The following is a 26,399-nucleotide window of genomic DNA, read 5'->3' as shown; positions in this document are numbered from 1 at the left end:
GCCGCGGACCCGCCGATCACCGCGGAGCACAGGCGATTACCTCGCGCATCGGCGGCAACTTCGGAGCCCGCACGATTACCCGCGAGGTAATCGACGCGCGGCCCGGCGTCGGGCAGAGTCGATCGCATGACCGACACCGAGATCACCACCGCCCCGACGGGCGCCCAGCTGTTCGCCACCATGCCGTTCACCGAGGGCCTCGGCGTCCAGGTCCTGGAGTGCGGCCCGGAGCTGGTGCGCAGCCGCCTGGAGTGGCGCGAGAACCTGTGCACCCTGGGCGGATCGATGCACGGCGGCGCGCTCATGTCGCTGGCCGACGCCACCGCCGCGGTGTGCGCCTTCCTGAATCTGCCGGCGGGCAAGCAGGGCACGACCACGGTGGAGTCGAAGACGAACTTCCTGCGGGCCCTGCGCTCGGGTCACGCCACCGCCACGGCCCGTCCGCTGCACGCCGGGCGCAGCTTCATCGTGGTGGAGACCGAAATCCGGGACGACGCGGGCAAACTCGTCGCCAAGGTGACCCAGACCCAGGCGGTGCTGTAGTCGGGCATCCGCCTACCCGACGAGGATCGGCACCAGATACGTGCGCGCGAATTCCCCCAGCTCGTCCGGGGTTTCGAGGGTGGCCGCGCCGCCGCCGACGAGAATCAGCGAATGCACTATGCGGCAGCCGATTTCGGTGCGCGCGGCCAGATCGGCCGGGGCCTCGAACAGGCCCTGGGCGGCGGCGCGCTCCAGGATCTGGATGGTGGCCGCGACGGACATGGCGAAGGTGGTCGTGCCTTCGACGGTGAGTTTCACCAGGATTCGGTCCGGCTCGACCGCGAGCAGCCGTTCCACCAGCGGATGGGCCCGCCAGCGGGTGATGACGGTGACGAAGATGTCGGCAACCAGTCCGGGTAGGTCGTCGTGCCGGTCCGGCATGCTCGACAATTCGGCCAGCAGGTTGCCGACCTCGCGGCTGACGACGGCCTGTACGAGGTCGTCGCGGGAGCCGAGCCGGCGGTAGACGGTCACCCGGTCGACGCCGGCCTGCTTGGCGACGTCCTCGATCGTCGTCTTCTTGACCCCGACCTTCTGGAATTGCACGAGTGCCGCGTCGAGGATGCGCGTCTCGATGTCATCGGCGGCATCCGTGCGGGTCAGCGGGTTTTTCGACGCGGTCGTCACCGAATCCACGCTAGCAGGCGCCACCCCCGATGCAACAATCTCGGATAATTTGTAGCTGCAACATTGCAATAGGATTTGTTGCGCTGTACGGTTCGGTGATGGCTGACAAGGCTGGCGCGACGCAGCGCCACTACCGCGACGAGGCGCATGCCATCTCCGCCCGCGATGTGCGGTTCGATTTCGATTCCGTTCCGCTGCACTACATTCCGGGCGAAGTCCTGGCAACCCACATTGTCGATGTCATGCACCTGGTGCTGCCGGAGGGCGAACGGGCCATGGCGCAGACGCTGGCGGAGGCCCTCCCCCACATCCACGACGAGCGGCTGCGGGAGGAGGTGACCGGGTTCATCGGGCAGGAGTCCATGCACGCCAGCAGTCACGAGGCGGCGCGCCGGCACCTGCAGTCCGTCGGGCTGGACGTCGACTCGTATGTCGATGCCATTGCCTGGCTGGTCGATCGGATTCTCGGCGATCACGGGCTGAGCGGCCGAGCGCGCGAGGAGTGGCTCAAGGAGCGGCTGGGCCTGTTCGCCGGGATGGAGCACTACACGGCCGTCATCGGCGAATGGCTGCTCAATGCCGACATTCTGGAGGCCGAGGGCATGCATCCGGCCATGCTGGACCTGGTGCGCTGGCACGGGGCCGAGGAGGTCGAGCACCGCAGCGTGGTCTACGACGCGTACATGTACCTCGACGGCGGGTATCTGCGGAAGGCACGCACCGCGGTACTGGCCAGCGCGACGCTGCTGCCGCTGTTCATCATTTCGGCCGGATACCTGTATCGGAAGGATCCGTCGCCGCAGAAGGGGAGATTCTGGGCGCGGCAGTTCCTGAGCGCGACGCGGCGCGGCGTGATTCCCAGCTGGACGGTGTTCTTCACCGAGATTCCGCGGTATCTGCGGCCGGGCTTCCATCCGTCGCAGCTGGGCCCGATGGATGTGGCGCTGCGCTATCTTGCACACTCCCCAGCGGCGCGGGCGGCTGCCGAGTGAGCCCAGAGGACAGCGTGAGCATGCGAATCCAATTGGGCGCCAAGAGCCGAACGGCCGTCCCGGCCCGGGTCGGCGCGGCGCACCGGTCCGGCAGCCCGGACCGGGCGAGCACGACTGGCCGGGAGCATGCGGTCGACCCCGTGGATGCGGGGACGATGCCCGCGAGCCTGCGGATGCTCGGCGGGATGATGGACGCCTACAAGCAGCTGTTCGTGAGCGGCCGCGCGGCGCGGCTGCTGTCTCCGTCGAACCCGGTGCGCCACAGCGGGTTCGAGCTGGACACGGTGGTCGAGCGGCTGCAGCGGCCCGCGCCCGATGTACTCGCGGTGATGCTGCGGGCCCCGGACGGGCGGGACCTGCCGAGCTGGCGGCCCGGGGCGCATGTGGACGTGTTCCTGCCGTCGGGGCGGCAACGGCAGTACTCGCTGTGCGGAGATCCACGGGATCGGACGCGATACCGGATCGCGGTGCGGCTGATCCCGGACGGCGAAGGCGGGTCGCGCGAGCTGCACGAGTCGCTGTGGGTCGGGGACCGCATGCGAATTCGGGGGCCGCGCAATGCTTTCACGCTGGTGGACGCGCCGTCGTATTTGTTCCTGGCGGGCGGGATCGGCATCACCCCGATCCTGCCGATGGTGCGGGCCGCTGGGTCGCGCGGGCGACTGGTGTACGCGGGACGGTCGCGGGCGACGATGCCGTTCCTGGACGAGCTGCCCGACGCGGAGGTACGGCCCGACGACGAGGTCGGACCGCCCGATATCGCCGCGATCATCGCGAGCGCGGAACCCGGTGCGGCCGTGTACGCATGCGGTCCGCCCGCCATGCTGGCGGCGGCGCAACGCTGCCGGTTCACACTGGATCCGACGGGATCACTGCACACGGAACGCTTCTCGGCACCGCCCGTGGTCGACGGCCGGGCCTTCGACATCACCCTGGCGCGCAGCGGCCGGACGGTCCGGGTCGGCGCGGAGGAGACGGCGCTCACGGCGGTGCGGCGGGTGCTGCCCGATGTGAACTACTCCTGCCGCCAGGGCTTCTGCGGCACCTGCAAGGTCGGGGTCCGCGCAGGCGACGTGGACCACCGCGACCGGCTGCTCACCGCGGCCGCGCGGGAGAACCGGATGCTGCTCTGCGTGTCCCGCGCCTGCGGCGACGCGCTCGTGCTCGATCTCTGAACGCGGGGAACACTCATGTCGATTGATACGGAAACAACTGTGGCCGAACCCGATTCGGCACCGGCCGAACATGTCGGGATCGCCGTCGTCGGGGCCGGATTCGGGGGCATCGGCCTGGCGATCAAACTGCGCGAGGCCGGGTTCGAGGACCTGGCGATTCTCGAGCGGGCCGAGGATCTGGGCGGGACCTGGCGGGCCAACACCTATCCCGGCTGCGCCTGCGATGTCCCCTCACAGCTCTACAGCTATTCGTTCGCCCCGAATCCGGACTGGTCGCGGACCTATGGGCGGCAGGCCGAGATCCTGGAGTATCTGCGCCGGGTCGCCGCGGACCACGATGTGGTGCGGCACATCCGATTCGGCGCCGAACTGCTGGACGCCCGCTGGGACGAGGCGCACTCGCGGTGGCGGGTGGAGACCAGCCGGGGCGCGCTCACCGCCGATGTCCTGATCTCCGCGGCGGGCATCTTCGCGGAGGCCAAGTATCCCGAGCTGCCGGGGCTGGATCGGTTCGCGGGCAAGGCCTTCCACTCGCTGCATTGGGACCATGACCATGACCTGACCGGCGAGCGGGTGGCCGTGATCGGCACGGGCGCGTCGGCGGTGCAGTTCGTGCCGGAGATCCAGCCGGTGGTCGACCGGCTGCTGCTGTTCCAGCGGTCCGCACCCTGGATCGTGCCACGGATGGATCGGCGGACACTCGGTCTGGAGCGGACGCTACTACGTCGGATTCCTCTCGCCCAGAAAGCGATCCGTGGTGGCTGGTACGCGGCCATCGAGGGCTTCGGCCTGATCTCACTGGTGGACAAGCGGTTCCGGCATCCGTACGAGGCACTGGGCCGGTTGCAGCTGCTACGGCAGGTGCGCGATCCCGCGCTGCGCAAGACCCTGACCCCGGACTATGTCATCGGATGCAAACGCGCCATCTTCTCCGACGCCTATCTGCCCGCGCTGGATCAGCCGAATGTCGAGGTCGTCACCGACGGCATCGCCGAGGTGCGCCCGCACTCGATCGTGCTGCGCGACGGCACCGAGCACGCGGTCGACACCATCATCTTCGGCACCGGCTTCACCTCGATTCCGTCGGCGTATCACCGCTGTGTCGGACGGTACGGGCAGTCCATCGCGGACCTGTATCACCATGAGCCGCAGAGCTATCTGGGCGCGGCCGTCGCAGGATTCCCCAATTTCTTCTGCACGCTGGGCCCGTTCGGCGCGGCCGGGAACCAATCGGCCGTCTACATGATCGAATCCCAGATCGCCTACATCGTGGATGCGGTGAAGACCATGCGCGACAGGGGAATCGACCGTATCGAGCTGCGTCCCGAGGTGCAGGACGATTTCCTCGACGAGATGGACCGCCGCAGCGCCGACACCGTGTGGCTGACCGGCGGCTGCCAGAGCTACTACACCACCGCCGACGGCCGCAATGCCGGCCTGTACCCCAACTGGAGCTTCGAATACCGCCGGCGCACCCGGCGTTTCGACGCCGACTCCTACGAAATGAGCCGCTGATGTCCACTCCGCGCTGTCTCCCCGGTCCCGGCCCCTTCCGTCCCGAGGGGCGGGTCGCCCTCATCACCGGGGCCGGTCAGGGTATCGGCCGCGAACTCGCCGGGGTGCTGTACCGGCGGGGCGCGTCGGTGGCCATCGTCGATGTCGATGCCCGGGCCGCCACCTCGCTGGCCGCCGCCCTGGGTGATCGGGCCCTGCCGGTGATCGCGGATGTCTCCGACCGGGCCGCCATGGCCGAGGCGATTCCGCAGGTGGTCGCCTACTTCGGGCATCTCGACATCGTGGTGGCGAACGCGGGCGTGGTACCGCCGCCGGCGACGCTGCGGACCATGGATCCCGCCGAGTTCGACCGGGTCATCGGCATCAACCTCACCGGGGTGTTCAATACCGTGCACCCGGCGCTGGACCACATCATCGCCGCGCGCGGGCATGTCGAGGTCGTGTCCTCGTGCGCCGCTTTCGCTCCGGGGATGGGCGGCGCGCCGTACATGATCAGCAAGGCGGCGGTGGAGCAGCTCGGCCGGGCGCTGCGGGTCGAGCTTGCGCCGCACGGGGCGTCCGCGGGCGTCGCCTATTTCGGGATCGTCGACACCGAGATGACCCACTCGACCCTCGACCGGGACGAACTCGGCCGCCGCATCGAGGCGCTGCTGCCGTGGCCGCTGAGCACCCGCATCACCGCCGAGCACGCCGCGCGCACCATTGCCGACGCCATCGAGCACCGCACACCCCAGGCCATCTCGCCACTGGCCTGGATGCCCTACTCGCTGCTGCGCGGCGTGATCAATACCGTGCTCGATTCCCGCCTGGCCCGTGACCCGCGGGTGCACGCGCTGCTCCGGGAAGTCGAGCGCCGCAGTCTCGAGAAGCCGCTGACATCGCCGGGTTCAATTCCATTGCAGATCCGGCGAATACAGATCCAGCCAGGTGCCGATATCGATGGCACGGTCGAGACCGACGCGGACCTGCGGGGCCATGCGGGCCGGATCCTGTTCCACGGCCCGCAGTAGCCACTCACGGTCGAGGAGGTCGAACAACAGCGAATCGTGTTCCATCAGGCGTTCTTTCACGTGCTGCTGCAGATTGGCTGCGTACCCGGGGTCCTGGGTGGACGGGTACGGGCTCTTGACGCGGTCCACGACCGATTGCGGCAGCACGTGTTTCGCCGCCGCCCGCAGCAGGCTCTTCTCGCGGCCGTCGAAGGTCTTGAGTTCCCAGGGCGTGTTGTACACGTACTCGACGAGCCGGTGATCGCAGAACGGCACGCGCACTTCGAGTCCCACCGCCATGGACATGCGGTCCTTGCGGTCCAGCAGCTGGCGGACGAAGCGGGTCAGATGCAGATGGCAGACCGTGCGCATGCGGTGTTCGAGGTCGGATTCACCCGGGAGGTGATCGACCTCGGCGACGGCCGTCGCGTACTGGTCGGCCACGTACTCGGGGAGGCGCAGCCGGCTGCGCAGGTCGGGATGGAGGATGTCCCAGCGGGATTCGAGGGTGAAGGCGGAGTTGAAGGCGAGCCACGGGAAGGTGTCGGCCTTCAGGGCCACGCCGTCGTGGAACCAGCGGTAGCCGCCGAATACCTCGTCGGCGGATTCGCCGGACAGCGCAACAGTCGACTGCTCCCGGATCGCGCGGAACAGCAGGTACAGAGAGCTGTCCAGATCGCCGAGGCCGAGCGGGAGGTCGCGGGCGCCGATCACCGCCCGGCGCACCGAAGGATCGGAGAGCTCGGCCGGATTCAACACCACATCGCGGTGTTCGGAACCCACCAGGCGGGCGACATCGCGGACGAACGGGGAATCCGGGGTGTCGCGCATCTCGTCCGGGACGAAGTTCGCCTCCTGGTTCACGAAGTCCACCGAGAAGGTGCGCAGCCCCTCGCCCCGGCGGGCGAGTTGCTGGGCGGCGAGGCCGGTGATGGCGCTGGAATCCAGGCCGCCGGACAGCAGCACGCAGCGCGGCACGTCGGACACGAGTTGCCGATCGACGATGTCGGTGAGCAGATCGCGCACCTTCTCCACCGTCCGCCCGGTGCCGTCACAATGCTCGCGGGCCGTGAGCCGCCAGTAGGGGCGCCGGCGGATTCCCCTGCGGTCCACCGTCATCACCGTGCCGGGTAGCAGTTCGGTCATCCCCCGCCACAGCGCCCAGTCGGGAGCCTTGGTGAACGCGAACAGCTCCCGCATCCCGTCGATGTCGACGACCGTGCGGACGAGCGGATTGGCCAGGATCGCTTTCGGTTCCGATCCGAATATCACGCCGTCCGGCGTCGGGTGGATGTAGAGCGGCTTGATCCCCATCCGATCCCGCACCAGCACGAGTTTCTCGCCCTGCTGATCCCAGATCGCGAACGCGTACATGCCGTTCAGCCGATCCACCACCCCCTCGCCCCACTCCAGATACCCCCGCAGCACCACCTCGGTATCGCTATCGGTCCGGAACGAATGCCCCAATCCCCTGAGCCGAGCCCGCAATTCGCGATAGTTGTACGCCTCCCCCGAGTACACGATGGCCACCTGTCCCCCACCGGTCTGGGCCACCATGGGCTGCGCCCCACCCGGCAGGTCGATCACCGCCAGCCGCCGATGCCCCAGCGCCACATGCTCGCGCACGAACGTCCCCCGCGCATCCGGCCCCCGGCACGCCATGGTCTCCGTCATCCCGTCCACTACCCCCTGCCGCCGCGTCAGATCCGCCTCGAACGACACCCACCCTGCAATCCCACACATTCGGGGACCTCCAGATTGTTAGCAACGTGAACTATCTGCAATTCCGTTGTAACACACAGAAACCCACATGATCCACGATCCACAGAAACCTGTTTCAATCGAGACTTGTTGCCACGCAATAGCTTTGATCATGCTCACGCCCGAGGTCCCGGATCCACCCCGAACCCTCGCCATCCCGTGCGAGCCTCGGCCACCCGCTTCGAATGAGTAGGCGCGGTGAGTAGTTCGGCGGACGTCCGGAACCGGCAGCTGTCCATACGCTTCCCGGCAGCACCCGCAGTTGGGTGTCCAGCCAGAGGAGGAAACAGTGTCCCGCTCGAACAGCGCGCGTCTCGCGCCCCTCACCGCCGTCGCCTTGACTTTCGGCGCGCTCACCGCCACAGCCCTGGTCGCCGCGACCCCCGCGCACGCCTACGCCTATGACTGCCCCGGTGGCATGTTCTGCGGATGGGAAGGCCGCGACGGCACCGGAAACCTGGTTGTCCAGGCCAACTCCGAGTGCTTCCTCCACGACATCGGGAATGCCGGGAAGGGCGATCTGCTCACCTCGTACTGGAACCGGACCGGCAAGCAGGTCACCCTCCTCAACTGGATGGGCGACCATTGGGAAACCCTCGCGGTCATCCAGGACAGCGAGCGCGGCACCCTCTCACGCTATGCCGACAAGAAGACCGACGCGGTCCGCCTCTGCGACTGACCAGGAACTTCGCGCAGCCGGACGGCTGCCGGTCCGGCTGCCGCGAATCGGGCTCGGCCAATTCTGAAGCATGTTAATTTCACTATCTCGGCGTGGTCGCGGATCGCGTCGGATGTTCGTGACCGCGCGGACATCTCGCAGTGAAAGGGACGCCATGACAACACCCTGGGTGCGCCACGCGAAACTCGCCGTGACGGCGGTCGCGGGCACGGGCGCGCTGCTGCTGGCCGCGGCTCCGGACGCCGCGGCCGCCGGCATCGGCGACGTGACGCTGAAGGGCTCGAACCCGCAGGCCGGGTGCAGCTACACGCTGACCAGCGGCGACCTGGTCGGTGGCGGCAGCAGCTCGTTCAACGAGATGCCCGTCACCTTCTACGACAACGGGGCCACCATCGGCACCGGCAAGGTGGGCACCAGCCTGCTCGGCAACCCGGCCGAAGTCTCGTGGACACCGGCCACCCCGGGCCAGCACGTCCTCACCGCCACAGCCGGTTTCAGCTTCAACACCCCCATGCCCCTGACGCCGTTGACCGTCCAGGTCGGCGCAGCCGGCTCCACCGGCAGCTTCGGCTGCCCGCTCCCCAGCATATCCGGCTAGCCGAGGGTTCGGCCGACCCGGAACCCTCTGTCCGGCAGCAAGAATCGGCTGACGCCCGCTCCCTCGTTTCCGACAGGGAGCGGGCCGAGCCTTCGAGCGCGCCTCGGACCATCAACGAATCCAACTCCGCCACGCCATGATCCGCACCACCGACATCACGCACGGCCACGCACCCACATCGGTGTCGCTGCGGTGCCGAGCCCTCGGAAGTTGCGCGTCAGGCCGAAACCCGATGATCTACTTGACCTGTCACCGCAGCATCAGGGCGATCGACGTCAGGCCGGATGACCGAACGTTCCGGCGACCACACTGGACGTAAAGGCATCCCACTCCCCCGGCCCGAAGACCAGAGCCGGGCCGGTCGGATTCTTGGAGTCCCGGACACCGACCATGCCGCCGTCCAGATGCGCGACCTCAACGCAATCACTTTGGCTGCCACTGTGACTGCTCTTGAACCACTCGGCCGCGGATAGGTCAATGCTGGTCATGCTCAAACTCCTTCGTCACCCGGCGAACCAACTCCCGGGTCGGCTGATCCTCCAGTGCGGCGCTTCGGATCGCCGAAGCAAATTCACTATAGAGCCGCACGTCATCAGGCTTTTCGAGGTACACATCCTGAGCCGGGCCACCTTCGATGAACACAATCGGCGGCTCGACGGGCCCGTCTGCTGTGGTGGTGGTGTCGAACTCGAGGATCGTGAACGACCCATGCCGCATTCCCCAAGCCAATCCCGCCGAATACGGGTGGATGCGCAGAATGACATTGGGCAGCTTGGAAACCTCGGCCAGGTGACGCAACTGGGCCTCCATGGTCCGTCGGCTGCCGATTACTCGATGCAGCGCAGACTCGTGCAGAAGTACCTCCAGCGCAACCGGATTGGTCTTGCGGGTAATGATCGCCTGCCGCTTCATACGGTACTCGACACGACGATCGATGTCGCTGCTGCTGACGAATCCCGGGTGCGCGCCGATCACCGCGCGGGCATAGTCGGAGGTCTGCAACAGTCCGGGTACATGTTCGTGGTAGGTGATCAGCCGCCGGGCGGCGGCCTCGAGACCCACATACATATTGAACGCGTCCGAGTACAACCCACCGTAGGCGTGATACCAACCTTGCATCCTGGCGATCGTTGCCAGGTCAATGGCAGCAGCTGTTTCGGATGAGCCGACGCCGTAGACGTCGCATAGTGCGCGCACATCCTGTTTGCGAACCTTTTGCTTCTGTCCCGCCTCGATGCGCTGCAGCGCCGAGGCGGATAGATCAACCAGCTTCGCAGCAGCCGCGAGAGTGAACCCGTTGGCTTCACGCCACTCCCGCAGAAACCGTCCCAACTGCCGCCGCGGAAGCGTCGAACTCGGGGCGATCTCAGCGTCGTCATCGCAAGTACCGGACATATCGGCGTCCCATCATTACGCGAAATCGGGTTGATTGGATCGCGAAATCGGGTGTGATCCACTGCCTTTCCGAATCTCTTCATGCCGATTCGAACGACATGTGGCCGGGAACCCGATATCACTGTATCCGCCGCGTCGCTGGTGGTGTGCTGAAACCACAACGACGGCAGGGAGGTAGCGAGATGTCCTACGACGGCCCGTGGTCGGTGCAAGCCATCATCGACCGCATCGAACACGAGAAGCAGCTGGCCGACGCCGAACGCGTAACGGCCAGCGAGACCAAGGTCGGCTATTCGGTACGCGGGTTGTGGTCGTGCTACTCGGATCCGGGCAAACTCACTGCCGCGCAAGCACATACGGCCATGCAGCTGCATCTCGGGTGCGGTGTTGATACCTGCCGGGTGCGGCGGCGGGCACGCACCGCGCTGGTCGCGGCCGGACGTATGGTGCTGGATCCGCGTGCTACGCGCACCCGAGCAGCCCGGAGATCGCCGCTCGCCGTGCTACGCGACGCGCTGTCAGGTTGGGGTGCACTGTTCCTCGGCGGTCGCCATGCCCTGCGATGACTGCGACCGGGATGACTACGACCGAGTCGAGATTCAGGTGATCAAGGATGTTCTCGATATCGTCGAGGCCCGCTTGCGTGAGCGCGAGCGGTGCGGGTGGCGACTGACCGTGCCCCGCTCCCAGATCTACGCAACCGTCCTGCACGCGGTCATCGTCAGCGCGCGTGAATCACACCGAGTCCCGGCCACTCTCGACCGGGCGGCTATCCTCGACTCCATTCTCGACGGCGCCGATCCCCCGGATTCCGGCCCGACCCGGCACCCGGTCGACGACGTCATCCGACACCACATCGCGAACATGAACTGACCTCACAGAACTCATCGAGTAGTCGACCGCGGTTCCTGCGTGGTCAGTCCTCGGTGTCCTGCTGGCAGGCTGGGCACAGTCCGTGCAGGGTGAGTCCGCCGGTGTCGGGCAGGGCGAAGCGACTGCCGTTGCGTGCTTCGGCCAGGGCCACGGTGAGATGTGCCGAGGGGACCTCGTCGATCGCGCCACACCGGGTGCACACCGCGTGATGGTGCGGGATGTCGGTGAGTCCGTAACTGGTGATCCGTTCATCGATGACCAAGGCGTGCAGCACTTCCGCGTCGACCAGGGTCGCCACCGTCCGGTAGACGGTGGTGAGGTCGACCTCGTGGCCGGCCGTGGCGAGACCCTGCTGGATCTGGGCCACGGTCAGGTGTCCCTGCTCGCGCGAGCCGTCCAGGATCGACAGCACAGCCAGTCGTGGTGCGGTGCACCGCAGTCCGCGGCTGCGCAGCAAACGGCGAGCGTTGTGCTCACCGGTCGGTGCCGGGGCGTGAGTGAGGTGCGAAACGCGCGCCATGGCCCCCAGTCTGCCGTTTCGACCCGCTCGACCGCCAACCCCCGTCTTGCCAATCACTTGCAACAAGGCGGGATGCGTTCTACCTTCGATGAATTCGGCTCGCGCGGAGAGGGGATATCGTGATGTCTGCAATCCTGAAACCTTTTCGCGCGGTCACCGATCGGCTGGCGTTGACCCGCCCGGAATGGCTGCGGCTGGCCGCGATGGCCGGGGTCATCATCGGCTTGCACGTGCTGGGCTGGTTCACCCTGGTCGCGTTCGTCGCTCCGCAGCATTTCAGCCTGGGCGACCGGACCCTGGGTGTCGGCGTCGGCTTCACCGCCTACACGCTGGGCATGCGGCATGCCTTCGACGCCGACCACATCGCCGCGATCGACAACACCACCCGCAAACTCATGCACGACGGGCAACGACCGCTGTCGGTCGGATTCTTCTTCTCCCTCGGCCACTCCAGCGTCGTCTTCGGTCTGGCGCTGCTGCTCTCGATCGGAGTGAAGGCCATCGTCGGGCCGGTCGAGGACGACTCCTCGGCGCTGCACCACTACACCGGGCTGATCGGAACGACCGTCTCGGGGACGTTCCTCTACATCATCGCGATCATCAATATCGCTGTGCTGGTGGGGATTCTGCGTGTGTTCCGGCGCATGCGCGGCGGTCAGTTCGATGAGGCCGAGCTGGAAAACCAACTCGCACAACGTGGTTTGATGAACCGGCTGCTGGGTCCGGTGATGAAGTCGGTGACCAAGCCTTGGCAGATGTACCCGATCGGGCTACTGTTCGGCCTCGGCTTCGACACCTCCACCGAAGTCGCGCTGCTGGTCCTGGCCGGCACCAGCGCCGCGGCGGGCCTGCCCTGGTATGCGATCCTGTGCCTGCCGATCCTGTTCGCCGCCGGCATGAGCCTGCTCGACACCATCGACGGCAGCTTCATGAACTTCGCCTACGGCTGGGCCTTCGCCAAACCCGTGCGCAAGGTCTACTACAACATCACCATCACCGCGCTCTCGGTCGCGGTCGCCCTCATCATCGGCACCGTCGAACTTCTCGGCCTGCTCGCCGACCAATTCGGCTGGACCGGGGGCTTCTTCGACTGGATCAGCGCCCTGGACCTCAACCTGATCGGCTACCTCATCGTCGGCCTGTTCGTCGCGACCTGGGCCATCGCCATCCTCGCCTGGCGCTATGGACGCATCGAAGAGAAATGGACTGCCGGACTCCAGCCTCGAACCGACCAGGACTGAACAGCCGACGCCCAGCCGTACCGCATCCGTGTTCCCGCGCGGTTCGGCTCAGTCGTGGGTGTGTGAGTGATCGTCGAGTAGATCGCTTTGATGCACATGGCGATGCGAATGCACGGTCCCATCCTCGTGCGTATGGGTGTGTTCGTGTTCGCTGTGGTCATGCTCGTGCGTGCTGTGGGCGTGGGTATGGGTCTGGGTGCCGTGACTGTGCGGATGGGTATGGGGCTCGACGTGGGAGTGTTCGTCGTTCATATCCCGGTTCCTTTTCTGTATCGGGTGAGTTTTACGGCAATGCATGCATACCAGCACGCCGCGGTGATATCCGGGATGCCCGGACCATCGGCGGGTGCGCACGAGTTGCGGCCTCATATCCGACTCTGTCCGTGAGCGGCCGCAGAAGTCTTTTCGCTCCGAACCGGACCAAATGGTCTTGTATTGGGTTGAACACACTTATGCTGGGGCGTCGAAGCGCGCCGACCGGGGAGGACTCGGCGGCGGTTGTCGCAGAATGCGCGAAATACCTTACCTGCGAGGAGGATTCGTGTGACGACCAGCAAACTCGATATGTCGCGGGCGCGGTACTGGGTCGGCCGGTGGGATCGTCAGCAGGAGCACTACATGCCCGATCGCGAACAGCGGTTCGAGGTGATCGGTGACGTCCTGACCGAACTCGTCGACCGGACGGACCCGTTGATCGTCGACCTCGGCGTCGGTCCGGGAACGCTGTCGGACCGGCTGCTCACGCGAATGCCTGCCGCCACCATCGTCGGCGTGGACGTGGATCCGCTGCTGCTGACATTGGCCGAGATGACCCTGGGGTCACCGCGATTCCGTACGGTGAACGCCGATCTGCGCGAGCGCGATTGGCTCGACAGACTCCGGTTGCATCGAGTGCCCGACGCGTTCGTGAGCACCACCGCTCTGCACTGGATGAACCGTGAACCGCTTCGCGCGCTGATCCGCACCTGCGCGGACGCACTCGCGCCCGGCGGTCTGTTCATCGACGGGGACCATCTCCACGAAGGAGCCACCGGCCCGCGATTGGACGCACTGGGCGAAGCCATGACCGCCCGCCGCGCCCTACGCATGGGAACCGCGAGTACGGAGGACTGGGACGCGTGGTGGGCCGCGGTCGACCACGCTCCCGAACTGGCCGACCTGGTCCGCCTGCGCGACGGCGGATTCGCCCACCCGGTCGACGACCGACCTACCGTCCACGACTACATCGCCTTCGCACGAGAGGCCGGCTTCGCCGAATCCGGAATCGTATGGCAGTACGGCGACGACCGCGTGATCGTCGGGATCCGATAACCCGCGTGAGCGACCGCCGCTGGAGGTCCGCTCTCCACCGACGATCAAACGATGAGATCGTGGGCGGTGGTCCGCAGGGTCCAGGCGGGGGCGCGATGGTGGAGCGTGGTGGCCGTCAACGGCGGGATGTCGATGCGCCAGAAGGACTCCGCGGGGGCGTTCAAGGTGAGCAACACCGCGGCCCGGACCACGGCGGGGTGGGTGATCGCGACGATGCGGTCGCCTCGGCCGGCCAAGGATGTCAGCCAGGAGCCCACGCGGTCGAGGAGTCCGCTGATGGATTCGCCGCCGTGAGCGCGGTAGGCGGGATCGGTGAGCCAGGCCATCAGCTGGTCGGGCGGGAGTCCGTCCATCGACCGGCCGCTCCAGGTGCCGTGGTCGATATCCCGGAGGGCCGGCTCGGGAGTTCCGGTCAAGCCCAGACCGTGAGTGGTTTGGGCCGTACGGATTTCCGGGGCGTGGTAGACGACGGCGGGTTCGAGGCCGGGGAGGCCGCCCGCTTTCTCGACCGACCGCGACCCGAGCGGGTTGAGCGGTTCGTCGGCCGGGAAGCGGGCGGCCTGCACGGCGTCGGTGATCGCGTGCGTCACCAGGGTGAGGCGGGTGACCGCGCTCATGCGGCCAGTTCGGTGGTGGTCGAGCGGTCGCCGAGCAGGCGCGGGGCGAGCCAGGCGAAGCCGACGCCGATGACCGCCCACAGGATCAGCTGGGCGGCGAAGGAATACAGCCGGAAGTGATAGAGATCGTCGGCGGGGAAGCCGGGGTACACGATCGTTCCGGACGGATCCTTCAGTGGCTGCGGGGTTTCGGTGGCGAAGTCGCCGTACTCCTTATTGGCCGAGAGCTTCCCGAGGGACGGGAGCAATGCCATGACCGCGCCCATGACCACCACGAAGGCTGCGGAGACCGCGATGGTGGCGGTCCAGTTGCCCAGTCGTGCCGCCAGTTTCCGGCCCAGCCAGATGGCGGCGAGCAGGACGACCGCACTGATCACGATCATGCCCACGAACAGCGCCGTTCGTTCCTTGATGGTTTCCGGATGCCCGATCGAGGGCGGGTTGGCCGGATATTTCAGGAACGGCACCGCGTACAGCACCAGGAACATGCCGCCCGACACCAGCAGCGCCAGATTGCGGGGGGCGATCTTGCCGGCCTTGCGCAGCGCCAGGAAGTAGACGACCGCGAATAGCGCACCCAGCGCCGCGCCGAACACGATCACGCCGAAGCCCAGCCCGATGTTCTCCTGCTGGGTGCGGGTGAAGATGTCAGGACCCATGTCGGCCATGGGCTTTCCGGCGGCCTTGTCGAGGGCCATCTGCACGTCGTCGCGGCCGGATTCGTAGTCGATGGCCCTATTGATGATGGGCTCGGCCAGGATCCGGGCGAAGACGAACGCCAGCAATCCGCCGAGTGCGCCCAGCAGGACTCCTCGGCCGATGATTCGCTTTTCCATTGTGGTGACTCGATTCCCGCGACTAGTGGCAGGGGAACCCGAGGAAATGCCGTCCGTCGTGCACGAACTCGTGGACGTGCATGTCACTGCCGAAGATCGACACCGCACCCTGGTCGATGCCGATGAAGTAGATCGCGAGCAGCGCGAGAACGGTGGTGCCGACCAGCCACAGGGCGGTGGTGGGGAGGGCGAGCGCGCCGGTGCCGAGACCGGAACGAGGAGCGTAGGACGTAGCCACGGTGACCCCTTTGAGTCAGGGGGATTTCGCGTCCCCACAGTCGATCGAATTCACGATGCGAGGGTCTGACTCGCACCCCTACCGGGATGCTCACAGTGGCGCGACCGCTCCGGAATTGCACCGGATTCCTCAGGACATCGTCGATTCACCATACGAAGACACATCCCCGCTGGTCAATCCGGGTCCACCTGATGGGATCGCACCGGCCGCGCAACGGGTTCGTGAGAACCTTCGCTATATTCGCCATCGCAGCTGGTTCGCCGGAGGTGGAGTCGAGGAGCCCCTGATCCATCCGATGGCGTCGAAGCCCGGCGGTGCGTTCGCGCGCCGAGCGGGTGAGAGGGAACCCGGTGAGAATCCGGGACTGTCCCGCAGCGGTGAGTGGGAACGACAGCCGTCATTCGCACTGGGCGCAAGAAATGATGCCTGGGAAGCGACGGCCAGTAGGACCAACCCCGGGCCTCGAGCGCCGGGGCCGACCCTTCCGGGTCGATGCCCACGAGTCCGAAGACCTGCCCGTTGTGCCGGATACGCCGTATCCGGCGGTCGTCGCCTCGTGGATTGGGCGGTACGCCGAGTGGGACCTGGGCACGGGATCGATGCTTTGCGGGCTCCGTCAGCGTGCGTTCTTAAGGGCGGCGGCCATCGGCTACTGACCAAGGAGTTCATCAATGCTGAACCCTGACAATACTTTCACCGCCACGGTGCTCGGATTGCCGCGTATCGGGCCCAACCGCGAGCTCAAGCGCGCGATCGAGTCGTACTGGGCGGGGCGGATCGACGCCGCCACGCTGCACGACGTCGCGGCGGGTCTGCGCGCCGCACAGCTGCTGCGGATCCGCGACACCGGCCTGGATTCGGTTCCGGTGGGGACCTTCTCGTACTACGACCATGTGCTCGACACCGCGGTGCTGCTGGGCGCGCTGCCGGACCGGGTGCGCGGCATCGAGGACGAGCTGGACCGGTATTTCGCCGCGGCGCGCGGCACCGCCGAGGTCGCACCGTTGGAGATGACCAAGTGGTTCGACACCAACTACCACTACCTGGTGCCGGAGCTCTCGGCCGCGACGGAGTTCTCGCTGCATCCGGCCAAGCCGCTGGCCGAGCTGAAAGAGGCGCTGGCACTGGGTGTTCCAGCCCGTCCCGTGATCGTCGGACCGATCACGTTCCTGAAATTGGCCAAATCGGTGGACGGCAGCAACCTGCTGGACCGGCTGCCGGATCTGCTGCCGCTGTACGAGCAGTTACTGGGCCTGCTGGCGGAGGCGGGCGCGCGCTGGGTGCAGCTCGATGAACCGGTGCTGGTCACCGACCTGAGCGAGACCGAACTGGCGCTGGTGCACACCGTCTATCGCCGGCTGGCCGAGGTGTCCGCACGGCCGGCGCTCCTGGTGGCCTCGTCTTTCGGCCGCTTGGGTGAGGCATTGCCGGTGCTGGCGGCGACCGGTGTCGAGGGCATCGCCGTCGATCTGGTCGCAGGCGGCGACGCCGATGTGGCTGCGGCGCAGTCGCTTCGGGACACGCTCGTCGTGGCCGGCATCGTCGACGGCTACAACGTGTGGCGCGTCGATCCCGATCGCGCGCTGCCCCGGCTGGCCGCCCTGCGCGAGGGCGGCGCCCAGGTCGCCGTATCGAGCTCCTGCTCGCTGCTGCACGTTCCCTACAGCCTGGACGCCGAGACGGCGCTGGAGCCGCGGCTGCGCTCGTGGCTGGCTTTCGGCGCGGAGAAGGTCGCGGAGATCCGGATGCTCGCGAGCGCCCTGCACGAGGGGCAGGACGCGGTCGGCGAGCAGCTGGAGATCGCGCGAACGGCCGTGCGGGACAGGCGATCCGACACTCGACTGCACAACGCGACCGTGCGGGCGCGCGTGGCCGGTGCAACCGACGTCCGGCGCGCCCCGGCTGCGGAGCGGCGGACCCTCCAGCAGCAGCGACTGCACCTGCCGTTGCTCCCGACCACGACGATCGGCTCGTTCCCGCAGACCGGCCGAATCCGGGTAGCGCGCGCGGAACTGTCGCGCGGGGAGATCGATCGGGCCGAGTACGAAGCGCGGATGCGGGACGAGATCGCCGAAGTCGTTGCGCTGCAGGAAGAAATCGGCCTGGACGTGCTGGTACACGGCGAGCCCGAACGCAATGACATGGTGCAGTACTTCGCCGAGCAACTCGACGGATTCGCCGCCACCGTGAACGGCTGGGTCCAGTCCTACGGCACCCGATGCGTCCGGCCCCCGATCCTGTTCGGCGACGTGGTGCGCCCGGCGGCCATGACGGTCGGCTGGAGCACCTACGCGCAGTCGCTCACCGCCAAGCCGGTCAAGGGCATGCTCACCGGGCCGGTCACCATCCTGGCGTGGTCCTACATCCGCGACGATCAGCCGCTCGCGGACACCGCACGCCAGATAGCGCTGGCGATCAGGGACGAGACGGTGGACCTCGAGGCCGCGGGTATCGGCATCATCCAGGTGGACGAGCCCGCGCTGCGGGAACTGCTGCCGCTGCGCCGCGCCGACCAGCCCGCCTACCTCGACTGGGCGGTGGACGCGTTCCGGCTGGCGACCTCCGGAGTCACGGACGCCACGCAGATCCACACGCACCTGTGCTACTCGGAGTTCGGCGAGATCATCGGCGCCATCGCGGAATTGGACGCCGACGTCACCTCGATCGAGGCCGCGCGCTCCCATATGGAGGTGCTCGACGACCTCACTGCCGCAGGCTTCGACCTGGGTGTAGGGCCGGGCGTGTACGACATCCACTCGCCGCGCGTGCCGAGCCCGGACGAGATCGAGCAGTCGCTGATCCTGGCGCTGAAAGCCGTTCCGGCCGAACGGCTCTGGGTCAACCCCGACTGCGGTCTGAAGACGCGTCACACCGATGAGGTGACCGCCTCGCTGCGCAACCTGGTCGCGGCGGCACAGGCGCTGCGCTGACCACGCGCCGGGGCGCTCCACATCGCGGGCGCCCCGGCGTGACGTCGTTCTCCCATCGGCGCGGCATCGGCCGCGCCACAATCCCTTCCACGAGGTCATCATGGATTCCCCACTCGAACGGAACCGTTCGATCGCCGGGCGCTCGACCCGGATCTCACCGATAGTCACCGGAGTACCGTCGGTCGTGCGGAGCCTGCGCACGCACTCCGGCCCCCGGGTGCCCTTCTCGGTGGAATTCAATCCACCCCGCGATGCCGCCGGGGAGGCGCGGCTGTGGCGCACGGTACGCGAATTCGAGCGCATGCACCCGGCCTTCGTCTCCATGACCTACGGGGCAGGCGGTTCCACGAAGGACCGCACCGCGCGCATCACCGGGCAACTGGCGCAGCAGACCACGCTGCTGCCGGTCGCGCACCTGACCGCGGTCGGTCACAGCGTCGCCGAACTGCGCGCGCTGGTCGGCGCGTACGCCGACTGCGGTATCCGCAATATTCTCGTGCTGCGCGGCGACCCGCCGGGCGACCCGCTCGGTGACTGGCGCAAGCATCCCGACGGCGTCGAGTACGCCGAGGAGCTGGTGCGGATCGTGCGGGATCTCGGCGACTTCCATGTCGGGGTGGCCTCGTTCCCGCAGGGCCATCACCGCTCCCCCGACCTGGATATCGATACCGCGTTCCTGGCCGCGAAACTCCGTGCCGGAGCGGATTATTCGATCACACAGATGTTCTTCGACCCCGAGCACTATCTGCGCCTGCGCGACCGGGTGCTGCAGCTCGATCCGGTCGAGGGCGCCAAGCCGATCATTCCCGAACTGATGCCCATCACCTCGCTGCGCTCGGTACGGCGCGCGGTCGAGCTGTCCGGGCGCGAGCTGCCCGCCACGGTGCTGGAGCGCCTGCGGAAGGCGGCGGGCGACGGTCCGGAGGAGAATCGTGCCGCCGTGCGCGCGGCCGGTATCGAGATCGCCACGGAGATGGCGCAGCGCCTGATCGCCGAAGGCGCGCCCTGCCTGCATTTCATCACCCTCAACTTCGCCAAGGCGACCACCGAGGTGCTGACCAATCTGGGCTACGAGGTGACCGCCGCGCCCCTGAGCGCCTGACCCGCGGCCCTACGCCACGGTCGGCGCGTAGGGAATGTGCTGGGAACTGTTGTCGTCCACCCGAATCGGGCGACCCAGCTGCGGGAAGGCGCGCTGGGCGCAGTCGGTGCGCTCGCACACCTTGCAGCCCGCGCCGATCGGGACCGCAGTGCTCGGGTCGTCGACGGCCAGTCCGCTCGAGTAGACGAGCTTGTCGGCATAGGCCAGATCGCAGCCCAACCCGATGGCGAAATCTCTTTTGGGCGAGAGGTATCCGGGTGTCCGCTCATCCGTGGTCCGGGCCAGCCACAGATAGTTGCGCCCATCGGGCATCTGCGCGATCTGGGTGCGGATGCTCCCCGGCGTCGAGAACGCCTCGTGCACCACCCACAGCGGGCAGCTGCCACCCACCCGGGAGAAGTGGAAGGCAGTGGCGGACTGCCGCTTCGAGATATTGCCGGCGCGGTCGGTGCGCACGAAGAAGAACGGCACCCCACGCCTGCCCGGGCGCTGCAGCGTGGACAGGCGATGGCAGACGGTCTCGAAGCCGACCTCGAACATCGCGGCCAGCAATTCGATGTCGTAGCGCAGGGTTTCGGCCGCATCCCAGAAATGGGTGTAGGGCAGGACGAGCGCGCCCGCGAAGTAGTTGGCCAGCCCGATGCGGAGCAGCCCGCGCGAGTGCTCGGGCATGGCCTCGGCTTCGTCGATCAATGCGGCGATGGGCTCGGCCTGGGTCAGGAAGGCCAGCTGCGTGGCCAATTGGAAGGCACGCTGCCCGGGGGTGAGCCGTCGGGCCAGTGTCAGCACCCGGGCGGCCGGATCGTAGACCCGTTTGGGCCCGGGCGCGCCGGGGTCGTCGGTGCGGATCGTCACCGCGATGCCGTGCTGTTCGCGCAGCAACCGGCTCAGTTGCAGATCCAGCCCGCCCAGGCTCAGACCGTTGCACGCGAACAGTTCCTCGGCCGCGCTGTCGAGGACCGGAATGTGATTGCGGCGATCGTAGAAGTAGTCGCGCACATCCTCGTAGGGCAAGGCGGTGGAACCTCTTGCGTCCCTGTCGATTCCGGCGGAGAAGCGCTCCAGCTGCTCGGTGGCCCCGCGCAGTCGCCGGTTCAGGCCGACCAGCAGGCGCGCGGCCGCCGGGACGCGGGCGACAAGGTCGTCCATCTCGGCGGTGGTGATGGTTGCGCCCTCGGGGTCCTCGGCGAAGACATCCTGCAGGTCGGCGATGAGCCGGGCATCGGTGTCCGCGGCGAAGAACCCCATATCGAGGTCGAACCGGGCATTGAGGCGCAGCAGCACCGGCACGGTCAGCGGGCGCTGGTCGTGCTCGAGCTGGTTGACGTAGCTCACGGATAACCCGAGCGCCTTGGCCCAGGCCGACTGGGTGAACCCCCGCTGTTCCCGGACCGTACGCAATCGCGCGCCCGCGTACATCTTCTGCATGGGCTCAATCTAGCAATTCCTATTTTCACAACTTTTACAAATTCGCGGGGCCGGTTCCACAAAAATCGGCATTTGCGGGGTATTTCGGTCGAATACAGCGCTGTGTAGCGTGCGAAATATACCGGTGAAATCGACGCCCTGGAGGACTCCGACAGTGAAGCATCATCTCGTCCGTACCCACCGCTCCGCCGAGCACTTCCCCCGTGAGGAGCACCTCGCCTGGCGGATCGCCGAGGTTGCCGCGGATGCCGTGGAGGTCGCTCCGGAGGTGGAGGCGATGATCGTCAACCGGATCATCGACAATGCGGCGGTCGCGGCGGCCTCGATCACCCGCCGCCCGGTCGCCAATGCCCGTGCGCAGGCATTGGCCCACCCCTACCGGCCGGGCGCCACCGTATTCGGGGTCGAGGGCTCGTACTCCCCGGAGTGGGCGGCGTGGGCCAATGGGGTCGCGGTGCGCGAACTCGACTTCCACGACACCTTCCTGGCCGCCGAGTACTCGCACCCGGGGGACAACATCCCGCCGATCCTGGCCGTCGCGCAGCACGCCGGACGCACCGGCCGGGACCTGATCCGCGGTCTGGCAACGGGTTACGAGATCCAGGTCGACCTGGTGCGCGCGATCTGCCTGCACGAGCACAAGATCGACCATGTCGCCCACCTCGGACCGTCGGCGGCCGCGGGTATCGGCACGCTCCTCGGCCTGGACACCGAGACCATCTATCAGGCCGTCGGCCAGGCGCTGCACACCACCACCGCGACCCGTCAGTCCCGCAAGGGTGAGATCTCGAGCTGGAAGGCCTACGCGCCGGCCTTCACCGGGAAGATGGCAGTGGAGGCCGTGGATCGCGCCATGCGCGGCGAGGGCGCGCCCGCACCGATCTGGGAGGGGGAGGACGGTGTGATCGCCTGGCTGCTGGGCGGCCCGAACGCGGAATACTCTGTGCCGCTGCCGGGTCCGGGTGAGCCCAAGCGCGCGATTCTCGATACGTACACCAAGGAGCACTCGGCCGAATACCAGAGCCAGGCCCCGATCGATCTGGCGCGGCGGATGCGGGAGCGGATCGGTGACCTGGATCAGATCGCGTCGATCGTGCTGCACACCAGCCATCACACCCACTACGTGATCGGCACCGGGTCGAACGATCCGCAGAAGTTCGACCCCAAGGCTTCTCGCGAAACCCTGGACCACTCCGTCATGTACATCTTCGCGGTGGCGCTGCAGGACGGCACCTGGCATCACGAGCGCTCCTACGCGCCGGAACGCGCGCAGCGTCCGGACACGATCGAGCTGTGGAACAAGATCTCCACCGCCGAGGATCCGGAGTGGACGCGGCGCTACCACTCGACAGACCCGAACGAGAAGGCGTTCGGCGCCCGCGCCGAGGTGACATTGAAGAGCGGTGAGGTGATCATCGACGAGTTGGCCGTCGCCGATGCGCATCCGCTCGGCGCGCGTCCCTTCGCCCGGGATCAATACCTCGCCAAGTTCCGCACTCTCGCCGAGGGTGTCATCGCGCCCGCCGAGCAGGACCGCTTCCTCGAGGTGGCCCAGCGCGCGGGCCAGCTGTCCGCGGGCGAGCTGTCGGAGCTCACGTTCACCGTCTCGTCGGACGTGCTCGCCCGCGCGCCCCGGTCGCCGAAGGGGCTGTTCTGATGACCGGCCTGCTCGCCGCCGCCACCTCGGCCGCAGACAAGCGCGCAGCGTTCAGAGCGGGGCTGAGCTCCGGCACGATTCAGCGGTTCCCCGGTGCGTTCAATCCATTGGTGGCCAAGCTGATTCAGGAGATCGGCTTCGAGGGCGTGTATGTCTCCGGCGCGGTGCTCTCCGCTGATCTGGGCTTCCCCGATATCGGGCTCACCACGCTGACCGAGGTGGCCGGGCGCGGTCAGCAGATCGCCCGGGTCACCGACCTGCCCGTGCTCATCGACGCCGACACCGGATTCGGTGAACCCATGAGCGCCGCGCGCACCGTCACGGTCATGGAGGACGCCGGCATCGCCGGGCTGCACCTCGAAGACCAGGTCAATCCCAAGCGCTGCGGCCACCTCGACGGCAAGGCCGTGGTGCCCACCGCCGACATGGTGCGCCGCCTGCGTGCGGCCGTGGCTGCCCGCCGGGACCCGAACTTCGTGATCTGCGCGCGCACCGACGCCGCGGGCATCGAGGGCGTGGACGCGGCCATCGACCGGGCCAAGGCCTACGCCGACGCCGGTGCCGACCTGATCTTCACCGAGGCGCTGCACACCGAGGCCGACTTCGAGAAGTTCCGGGCTGCGGTGTCGATTCCCTTGCTGGCCAACATGACCGAGTTCGGCAAGTCCGAACTGATTCCGGCCCAGACGCTGGAATCGATCGGTTACAACGCGGTCATCTACCCGGTGACCACGCTGCGGCTGGCCATGTTCGCCGCGGAAATCGGGCTGCGCGAGATCGCGGCGAGCGGAACCCAGTCGGGGCTGGTGGATCGCATGCAACACCGCAGCCGTCTCTACGAGCTGCTGCAGTACGAGCGCTACAACGAATTCGATTCCGACATCTTCAATTTCACTCTGGGAAGGAACCAGTGATGACGGAGACCGCGATACCGACCATTTACAAGGGTCTCGCCGGCGTCGTCGTCGACACCACCGCGATCTCCAAGGTGGTGCCGGAAACCAACTCTCTGACCTATCGCGGCTACGCGGTCCAGGATCTGGCCGCGCACTGCAGCTTCGAACAGGTCGCCTACCTGCTCTGGTACGGAGAACTGCCCAACGACACCCAGTTGGCGCAGTTCCTGCAGCAGGAGCGTGCCTCGCGGCGCGCGGACCGCTCGCTGCTGTCGTTGGTGGCCAAGCTGCCCGACAACTGCCACCCCATGGACGTGGTACGCACCGCCATCAGCTATCTCGGCGCCGAAGATCCCGCTGAGGACGACAACTCGACGAAAGCCAACCGCGCCAAGGCACTTCGCATGATGGCGGTGCTGCCGACCATCGTGGCCGCCGATCACCGCCGCCGCCACGGCCTGGATCCCATTGCGCCGCACTCACATCTGGGCTTCGCCGAGAACTTCCTGAACATGTGCTTCGGCAAGATCCCGGCACCTGAACTGGTGAAGGCGTTCGAAGTCTCGCTGATCCTGTACGCGGAGCACAGCTTCAACGCCTCCACCTTCGCCGCCCGCGTCGTCACCTCGACACTCTCGGATATCTACAGCGCCGTCACCGCCGCCATCGGCGCACTCAAAGGTCCGCTGCACGGCGGGGCGAACGAGGCGGTCATGCACGACATGCTCGAGATCGGCGATCCGGCGCTGGCCGAGGAGTGGATGCGCAACAAGCTGTCCAAGAAGGAAAAGGTCATGGGCTTCGGCCACCGGGTCTACAAGAACGGTGACTCCCGGGTGCCTACCATGAGAAAGGCTTTCCTCGACATCGCCGCCGCCACCGACGGCGGCACCTGGGTGCGGATGTACGACATCCTCGAACGCACGATGAACGAGGCCACCGGCATCAAGCCGAACCTCGACTTCCCCACCGGCCCCGCCTACTACCTGCTCGGCTTCGACATCGAGTCCTTCACCCCGATCTTCGTCATGAGCCGCATCACCGGCTGGACCGCCCACATCATCGAACAGAGCGCCTCCAACGCCCTGATCCGCCCCCTGAGCCAATACGTCGGCGTCCCACAACGTTCCGTCGTCGCCAGACGCAGTTGCCGCAAGGCTTCCAGCGGGGCTGTAGCGAGGGCGTAGGGAGAGTGGACCCGGGGTTCGTAGGTTCGGGCTATGACTACTTCGACTCATGGCACCGCAGTGTCGTTCGATGGGGCCGAGCTGGCGTTCGAGGCGATCGGATCGGGGCCACCGTTGGTCGTGGTGCCGGGCGGACCGCGGGATTCGCGGTATCTCGAGGACCTCGGGGGCCTCGCCGCGAGCCGGACCCTGATTCGGTACGACGCACGGGGTACGGGATCCACTGCGGCCCCGGACAATCCGGCCAAGTATGCCTATCCGTCGCTCGCCCGGGACGTGGACGCGCTGCGATCCCATCTCGGGGTGGAGACGATCGATGTGCTCGGCCACTCGTCGGGGGCGGTGGTCGCGGCCGTGTACGCCGGGCATCATCCGGATCGGGTGTCCCGCTTGGTGCTGGTCGTGCCGGGACCGGACTTCTTCGGCGGGGGTGGCGATATCGCGAGCCTGCTGAATGCCCGCGCGGACGAGCCGTGGTTCGACGAGGTGCGTACCGCTGCCGGGGAATTGGCAGCGGCCGGGCCGCAGGACTCGCCCGAGGCTGTGCTCGACCTACTGGACCGCTATGTCCCGGCCGCGTACGGCGGGTGGGGTGAGCGGCAGCGCGCGCATGCCGCGACACAGCGCGAACAGTTCTCGCTCGAGGCGTGGAAGCACTTCCACGGCAATGGCGATCGCACCGAGCCCGAACGCTTCCTGCCGACGTTCGGGCAGGTCACCGCACCCGTCCTGGTCGTGACGGGCGCCGCGGACGCGCTGACCGGTGTGGAGGCCGGAAACGCCGCCGCCGCGCTGTTCCCGGTCGCGACGCATGTGTCGATCGCGGGAGCGGGCCACTATCCGTGGGTCGACAACGCGCCCGAGTTCAGCTCCGTCGTCGAGACGTTCCTGGCCCGCGGCCGATAGCCGCATGCGCGAAAGCGGGGTGGTCACCGATCGGTGACCACCCCGCTTTCGCCTGTCCTAGTCCCGCGTGGCGAATTCGTCGACATCGAACCCACCCGGGTCCGACAGCGGGAAGACCTCGAATTCCAGGTGCGAGGACAGCGGGTTGCCGTACAGCGCGTCGGTGAGTTCCTCGTGGCTGGCCACCTCGTAGACATTCAGCCCGCCGGACTGTCCGGCAATGATCCAGCTGTGCTTGATGATGCCACGCTTCACGAGATCGACGTGGTGTGCGAATCCCTCCGGCAGCCGGTGCCGGAATTCGTCGGCGCTGATGCCGATGGGGTGCTGCTTGGTGAAGACGGCGAAGAGCGCCATGCTCGAAACTCCTTCTGATGCGGGTG

Annotated in this window: 27 protein-coding genes, 1 pseudogene and 2 riboswitches; of the genes and pseudogenes, 17 read left to right on the top strand and 11 right to left on the bottom strand. The window is 67.2% G+C overall.

All coding sequences use genetic code 11. From position 1 onward, the window contains the following. The first annotated feature begins 126 nt into the window (after positions 1 to 126). Positions 127 to 543 carry a PaaI family thioesterase gene (locus tag ACFXIV_RS33745; protein ID WP_354838146.1) on the top strand — a complete coding sequence of 139 codons (417 nt, stop codon included), beginning with the start codon at positions 127 to 129 and terminating at the stop codon, positions 541 to 543. A gap of 12 nt (positions 544 to 555) precedes the next feature. Here ACFXIV_RS33745 and ACFXIV_RS33740 read toward each other — a convergent pair whose 3' ends face one another. Continuing rightward, on the bottom strand, positions 556 to 1,170 hold the full coding sequence (locus ACFXIV_RS33740; RefSeq protein ID WP_379399945.1) for a TetR/AcrR family transcriptional regulator: 615 nt from the start codon (positions 1,168 to 1,170) through the stop codon (positions 556 to 558). A 98-nt stretch (positions 1,171 to 1,268) separates the two neighbouring features. On the opposite strand from ACFXIV_RS33740, the gene ACFXIV_RS33735 reads away from it, so the two are divergent. The 4 genes and pseudogenes from ACFXIV_RS33735 to ACFXIV_RS33720 all read left to right on the top strand — a co-directional run. Continuing rightward, complete coding sequence (locus ACFXIV_RS33735) at positions 1,269 to 2,162, top strand: metal-dependent hydrolase (protein WP_379399947.1); 894 nt, start codon at positions 1,269 to 1,271, stop codon at positions 2,160 to 2,162. A gap of 155 nt (positions 2,163 to 2,317) precedes the next feature. Next, the gene (locus ACFXIV_RS33730; RefSeq protein WP_379400050.1) at positions 2,318 to 3,337 is read left to right on the top strand and encodes a PDR/VanB family oxidoreductase; all 1,020 of its coding nucleotides are present in this window, start codon (positions 2,318 to 2,320) and stop codon (positions 3,335 to 3,337) included. Positions 3,338 to 3,352: 15 nt separating this feature from the next. Beyond that, the gene (locus tag ACFXIV_RS33725) at positions 3,353 to 4,852 is read left to right on the top strand and encodes a flavin-containing monooxygenase (RefSeq protein ID WP_379399949.1); all 1,500 of its coding nucleotides are present in this window, start codon (positions 3,353 to 3,355) and stop codon (positions 4,850 to 4,852) included. After that, a pseudogene (locus tag ACFXIV_RS33720) lies at positions 4,852 to 5,733 on the top strand (short-chain dehydrogenase/reductase); the annotation flags it as partial. The gene ACFXIV_RS33725 and the pseudogene ACFXIV_RS33720, both read left to right, overlap by 1 nt. A gap of 6 nt (positions 5,734 to 5,739) precedes the next feature. Here ACFXIV_RS33720 and asnB read toward each other — a convergent pair. Next, entirely contained in the window at positions 5,740 to 7,584 is a 1,845-nt protein-coding gene (gene asnB, locus ACFXIV_RS33715) for an asparagine synthase (glutamine-hydrolyzing) (protein ID WP_379399951.1), read from the bottom strand. A 307-nt stretch (positions 7,585 to 7,891) separates the two neighbouring features. On the opposite strand from asnB, the gene ACFXIV_RS33710 reads away from it, so the two are divergent. Together ACFXIV_RS33710 and ACFXIV_RS33705 are read left to right on the top strand one after the other, a co-directional pair. After that, positions 7,892 to 8,281, top strand: coding sequence for a peptidase inhibitor family I36 protein (locus ACFXIV_RS33710; RefSeq protein WP_379399953.1), 390 nt, complete (start codon positions 7,892 to 7,894; stop codon positions 8,279 to 8,281). Positions 8,282 to 8,435: 154 nt separating this feature from the next. Further along, positions 8,436 to 8,879 (top strand): hypothetical protein, encoded by a 444-nt coding sequence (locus ACFXIV_RS33705; protein WP_379399955.1) that lies wholly within the window; start codon positions 8,436 to 8,438, stop codon positions 8,877 to 8,879. A 275-nt stretch (positions 8,880 to 9,154) separates the two neighbouring features. Here the strand turns inward: ACFXIV_RS33705 and ACFXIV_RS33700 are convergent, their stop codons facing one another. Together ACFXIV_RS33700 and ACFXIV_RS33695 are read right to left on the bottom strand one after the other, a co-directional pair. Beyond that, positions 9,155 to 9,367: a DUF397 domain-containing protein gene (locus ACFXIV_RS33700; RefSeq protein WP_379399957.1), complete on the bottom strand. Its 213-nt coding sequence runs from the start codon at positions 9,365 to 9,367 to the stop codon at positions 9,155 to 9,157. Beyond that, positions 9,354 to 10,274: a helix-turn-helix domain-containing protein gene (locus ACFXIV_RS33695; RefSeq protein ID WP_379399959.1), complete on the bottom strand. Its 921-nt coding sequence runs from the start codon at positions 10,272 to 10,274 to the stop codon at positions 9,354 to 9,356. The genes ACFXIV_RS33700 and ACFXIV_RS33695 overlap by 14 nt, the downstream gene beginning before the upstream one ends. A gap of 182 nt (positions 10,275 to 10,456) precedes the next feature. On the opposite strand from ACFXIV_RS33695, the gene ACFXIV_RS33690 reads away from it, so the two are divergent. Together ACFXIV_RS33690 and ACFXIV_RS33685 are read left to right on the top strand one after the other, a co-directional pair. Then, positions 10,457 to 10,840, top strand: a complete 384-nt coding sequence (locus ACFXIV_RS33690) for a hypothetical protein (protein ID WP_379399961.1) — start codon at positions 10,457 to 10,459, stop codon at positions 10,838 to 10,840. Further along, positions 10,827 to 11,147, top strand: a complete 321-nt coding sequence (locus ACFXIV_RS33685; protein ID WP_379399963.1) for a hypothetical protein — start codon at positions 10,827 to 10,829, stop codon at positions 11,145 to 11,147. The genes ACFXIV_RS33690 and ACFXIV_RS33685 overlap by 14 nt, the downstream gene beginning before the upstream one ends. 43 nt (positions 11,148 to 11,190) lie before the next feature. Here ACFXIV_RS33685 and ACFXIV_RS33680 read toward each other — a convergent pair whose 3' ends face one another. Continuing rightward, a complete protein-coding gene (locus ACFXIV_RS33680) occupies positions 11,191 to 11,667 on the bottom strand; it encodes a Fur family transcriptional regulator (RefSeq protein ID WP_379399965.1) in 477 nt (158 codons plus the stop codon). Between the two features lie 122 nt (positions 11,668 to 11,789). Between ACFXIV_RS33680 and ACFXIV_RS33675 the strand changes: the two genes are divergently transcribed. Continuing rightward, positions 11,790 to 12,908 (top strand): HoxN/HupN/NixA family nickel/cobalt transporter, encoded by a 1,119-nt coding sequence (locus ACFXIV_RS33675; RefSeq protein ID WP_379399967.1) that lies wholly within the window; start codon positions 11,790 to 11,792, stop codon positions 12,906 to 12,908. Between the two features lie 48 nt (positions 12,909 to 12,956). On the opposite strand, the gene ACFXIV_RS33670 is transcribed toward ACFXIV_RS33675, so the two are convergent. Then, complete coding sequence (locus ACFXIV_RS33670; protein WP_379399969.1) at positions 12,957 to 13,160, bottom strand: zinc transporter Slc39a7; 204 nt, start codon at positions 13,158 to 13,160, stop codon at positions 12,957 to 12,959. 291 nt (positions 13,161 to 13,451) lie between these two features. Here ACFXIV_RS33670 and ACFXIV_RS33665 point away from each other — a divergent pair, with 291 nt between their 5' ends. Beyond that, on the top strand, positions 13,452 to 14,219 hold the full coding sequence (locus ACFXIV_RS33665; RefSeq protein WP_379399971.1) for a class I SAM-dependent methyltransferase: 768 nt from the start codon (positions 13,452 to 13,454) through the stop codon (positions 14,217 to 14,219). A gap of 44 nt (positions 14,220 to 14,263) precedes the next feature. On the opposite strand, the gene ACFXIV_RS33660 is transcribed toward ACFXIV_RS33665, so the two are convergent. The 3 genes from ACFXIV_RS33660 to ACFXIV_RS33650 are packed head-to-tail and all read right to left on the bottom strand — an operon-like array spanning position 14,264 to position 15,910. Continuing rightward, positions 14,264 to 14,836: a histidine phosphatase family protein gene (locus tag ACFXIV_RS33660; RefSeq protein WP_379399973.1), complete on the bottom strand. Its 573-nt coding sequence runs from the start codon at positions 14,834 to 14,836 to the stop codon at positions 14,264 to 14,266. Continuing rightward, entirely contained in the window at positions 14,833 to 15,672 is an 840-nt protein-coding gene (locus ACFXIV_RS33655) for a CbtA family protein (RefSeq protein ID WP_379399975.1), read from the bottom strand. Before ACFXIV_RS33655 ends, ACFXIV_RS33660 begins: the two co-directional genes overlap by 4 nt. Positions 15,673 to 15,694: 22 nt before the next feature. Further along, complete coding sequence (locus ACFXIV_RS33650) at positions 15,695 to 15,910, bottom strand: CbtB-domain containing protein (RefSeq protein ID WP_357003714.1); 216 nt, start codon at positions 15,908 to 15,910, stop codon at positions 15,695 to 15,697. Between the two features lie 38 nt (positions 15,911 to 15,948). After that, positions 15,949 to 16,091, bottom strand: a riboswitch (cobalamin riboswitch). Positions 16,092 to 16,215: 124 nt separating this feature from the next. Next, positions 16,216 to 16,445: riboswitch (cobalamin riboswitch) on the top strand. Between the two features lie 136 nt (positions 16,446 to 16,581). On the opposite strand from ACFXIV_RS33650, the gene metE reads away from it, so the two are divergent. Next, positions 16,582 to 18,840, top strand: coding sequence for a 5-methyltetrahydropteroyltriglutamate--homocysteine S-methyltransferase (gene metE, locus ACFXIV_RS33645; protein WP_379399977.1), 2,259 nt, complete (start codon positions 16,582 to 16,584; stop codon positions 18,838 to 18,840). Positions 18,841 to 18,940: 100 nt separating this feature from the next. Beyond that, on the top strand, positions 18,941 to 19,942 hold the full coding sequence (locus ACFXIV_RS33640; RefSeq protein WP_379399979.1) for a methylenetetrahydrofolate reductase: 1,002 nt from the start codon (positions 18,941 to 18,943) through the stop codon (positions 19,940 to 19,942). A 9-nt stretch (positions 19,943 to 19,951) separates the two neighbouring features. Here ACFXIV_RS33640 and ACFXIV_RS33635 read toward each other — a convergent pair whose 3' ends face one another. Then, the gene (locus ACFXIV_RS33635) at positions 19,952 to 21,370 is read right to left on the bottom strand and encodes a short-chain fatty acyl-CoA regulator family protein (RefSeq protein WP_379399981.1); all 1,419 of its coding nucleotides are present in this window, start codon (positions 21,368 to 21,370) and stop codon (positions 19,952 to 19,954) included. A 154-nt stretch (positions 21,371 to 21,524) separates the two neighbouring features. On the opposite strand from ACFXIV_RS33635, the gene prpD reads away from it, so the two are divergent. From prpD to ACFXIV_RS33615, 4 genes are read left to right on the top strand one after another with little or no spacing between them, the layout of a single operon-like run. Continuing rightward, positions 21,525 to 23,027: a 2-methylcitrate dehydratase PrpD gene (prpD, locus tag ACFXIV_RS33630; protein ID WP_379399983.1), complete on the top strand. Its 1,503-nt coding sequence runs from the start codon at positions 21,525 to 21,527 to the stop codon at positions 23,025 to 23,027. Beyond that, complete coding sequence (gene prpB / locus ACFXIV_RS33625; RefSeq protein WP_379399985.1) at positions 23,027 to 23,941, top strand: methylisocitrate lyase; 915 nt, start codon at positions 23,027 to 23,029, stop codon at positions 23,939 to 23,941. Before prpD ends, prpB begins: the two co-directional genes overlap by 1 nt. Further along, positions 23,941 to 25,110, top strand: coding sequence for a bifunctional 2-methylcitrate synthase/citrate synthase (locus ACFXIV_RS33620; protein WP_379399987.1), 1,170 nt, complete (start codon positions 23,941 to 23,943; stop codon positions 25,108 to 25,110). Before prpB ends, ACFXIV_RS33620 begins: the two co-directional genes overlap by 1 nt. A gap of 33 nt (positions 25,111 to 25,143) precedes the next feature. After that, the gene (locus ACFXIV_RS33615) at positions 25,144 to 26,016 is read left to right on the top strand and encodes an alpha/beta fold hydrolase (RefSeq protein WP_379399989.1); all 873 of its coding nucleotides are present in this window, start codon (positions 25,144 to 25,146) and stop codon (positions 26,014 to 26,016) included. Positions 26,017 to 26,073: 57 nt separating this feature from the next. Here ACFXIV_RS33615 and ACFXIV_RS33610 read toward each other — a convergent pair whose 3' ends face one another. Then, positions 26,074 to 26,373, bottom strand: coding sequence for a muconolactone Delta-isomerase family protein (locus tag ACFXIV_RS33610; protein WP_354838102.1), 300 nt, complete (start codon positions 26,371 to 26,373; stop codon positions 26,074 to 26,076). Positions 26,374 to 26,399 lie beyond the last annotated feature (26 nt).

Origin of the sequence: Nocardia sp. NPDC059236 (genome assembly GCF_042754085.1) — a bacterium.
Classification (GTDB): domain Bacteria; phylum Actinomycetota; class Actinomycetes; order Mycobacteriales; family Mycobacteriaceae; genus Nocardia.
This window is presented reverse-complemented; position numbering and strand designations above follow the sequence as displayed.

Bases quoted from the DNA above. Each gene is read 5' to 3' on its own strand.
- ACFXIV_RS33745 (WP_354838146.1), top strand. From the start codon at position 127: ATGACCGACACCGAGATCACCACCGCCCCGACGGGCGCCCAGCTGTTC.
- ACFXIV_RS33735 (WP_379399947.1), top strand. From the start codon at position 1,269: ATGGCTGACAAGGCTGGCGCGACGCAGCGCCACTACCGCGACGAGGCG.
- ACFXIV_RS33730 (WP_379400050.1), top strand. From the start codon at position 2,318: ATGCCCGCGAGCCTGCGGATGCTCGGCGGGATGATGGACGCCTACAAG.
- ACFXIV_RS33725 (WP_379399949.1), top strand. From the start codon at position 3,353: ATGTCGATTGATACGGAAACAACTGTGGCCGAACCCGATTCGGCACCG.
- asnB (WP_379399951.1), bottom strand. From the start codon at position 7,584: ATGTGTGGGATTGCAGGGTGGGTGTCGTTCGAGGCGGATCTGACGCGG.
- ACFXIV_RS33705 (WP_379399955.1), top strand. From the start codon at position 8,436: ATGACAACACCCTGGGTGCGCCACGCGAAACTCGCCGTGACGGCGGTC.
- ACFXIV_RS33700 (WP_379399957.1), bottom strand. From the start codon at position 9,367: ATGACCAGCATTGACCTATCCGCGGCCGAGTGGTTCAAGAGCAGTCAC.
- ACFXIV_RS33695 (WP_379399959.1), bottom strand. From the start codon at position 10,274: ATGTCCGGTACTTGCGATGACGACGCTGAGATCGCCCCGAGTTCGACG.
- ACFXIV_RS33690 (WP_379399961.1), top strand. From the start codon at position 10,457: ATGTCCTACGACGGCCCGTGGTCGGTGCAAGCCATCATCGACCGCATC.
- ACFXIV_RS33685 (WP_379399963.1), top strand. From the start codon at position 10,827: ATGCCCTGCGATGACTGCGACCGGGATGACTACGACCGAGTCGAGATT.
- ACFXIV_RS33680 (WP_379399965.1), bottom strand. From the start codon at position 11,667: ATGGCGCGCGTTTCGCACCTCACTCACGCCCCGGCACCGACCGGTGAG.
- ACFXIV_RS33675 (WP_379399967.1), top strand. From the start codon at position 11,790: ATGTCTGCAATCCTGAAACCTTTTCGCGCGGTCACCGATCGGCTGGCG.
- ACFXIV_RS33670 (WP_379399969.1), bottom strand. From the start codon at position 13,160: ATGAACGACGAACACTCCCACGTCGAGCCCCATACCCATCCGCACAGT.
- ACFXIV_RS33660 (WP_379399973.1), bottom strand. From the start codon at position 14,836: ATGAGCGCGGTCACCCGCCTCACCCTGGTGACGCACGCGATCACCGAC.
- ACFXIV_RS33655 (WP_379399975.1), bottom strand. From the start codon at position 15,672: ATGGAAAAGCGAATCATCGGCCGAGGAGTCCTGCTGGGCGCACTCGGC.
- metE (WP_379399977.1), top strand. From the start codon at position 16,582: ATGCTGAACCCTGACAATACTTTCACCGCCACGGTGCTCGGATTGCCG.
- ACFXIV_RS33640 (WP_379399979.1), top strand. From the start codon at position 18,941: ATGGATTCCCCACTCGAACGGAACCGTTCGATCGCCGGGCGCTCGACC.
- ACFXIV_RS33635 (WP_379399981.1), bottom strand. From the start codon at position 21,370: ATGCAGAAGATGTACGCGGGCGCGCGATTGCGTACGGTCCGGGAACAG.
- prpB (WP_379399985.1), top strand. From the start codon at position 23,027: ATGACCGGCCTGCTCGCCGCCGCCACCTCGGCCGCAGACAAGCGCGCA.
- ACFXIV_RS33620 (WP_379399987.1), top strand. From the start codon at position 23,941: ATGACGGAGACCGCGATACCGACCATTTACAAGGGTCTCGCCGGCGTC.
- ACFXIV_RS33615 (WP_379399989.1), top strand. From the start codon at position 25,144: ATGACTACTTCGACTCATGGCACCGCAGTGTCGTTCGATGGGGCCGAG.
- ACFXIV_RS33610 (WP_354838102.1), bottom strand. From the start codon at position 26,373: ATGGCGCTCTTCGCCGTCTTCACCAAGCAGCACCCCATCGGCATCAGC.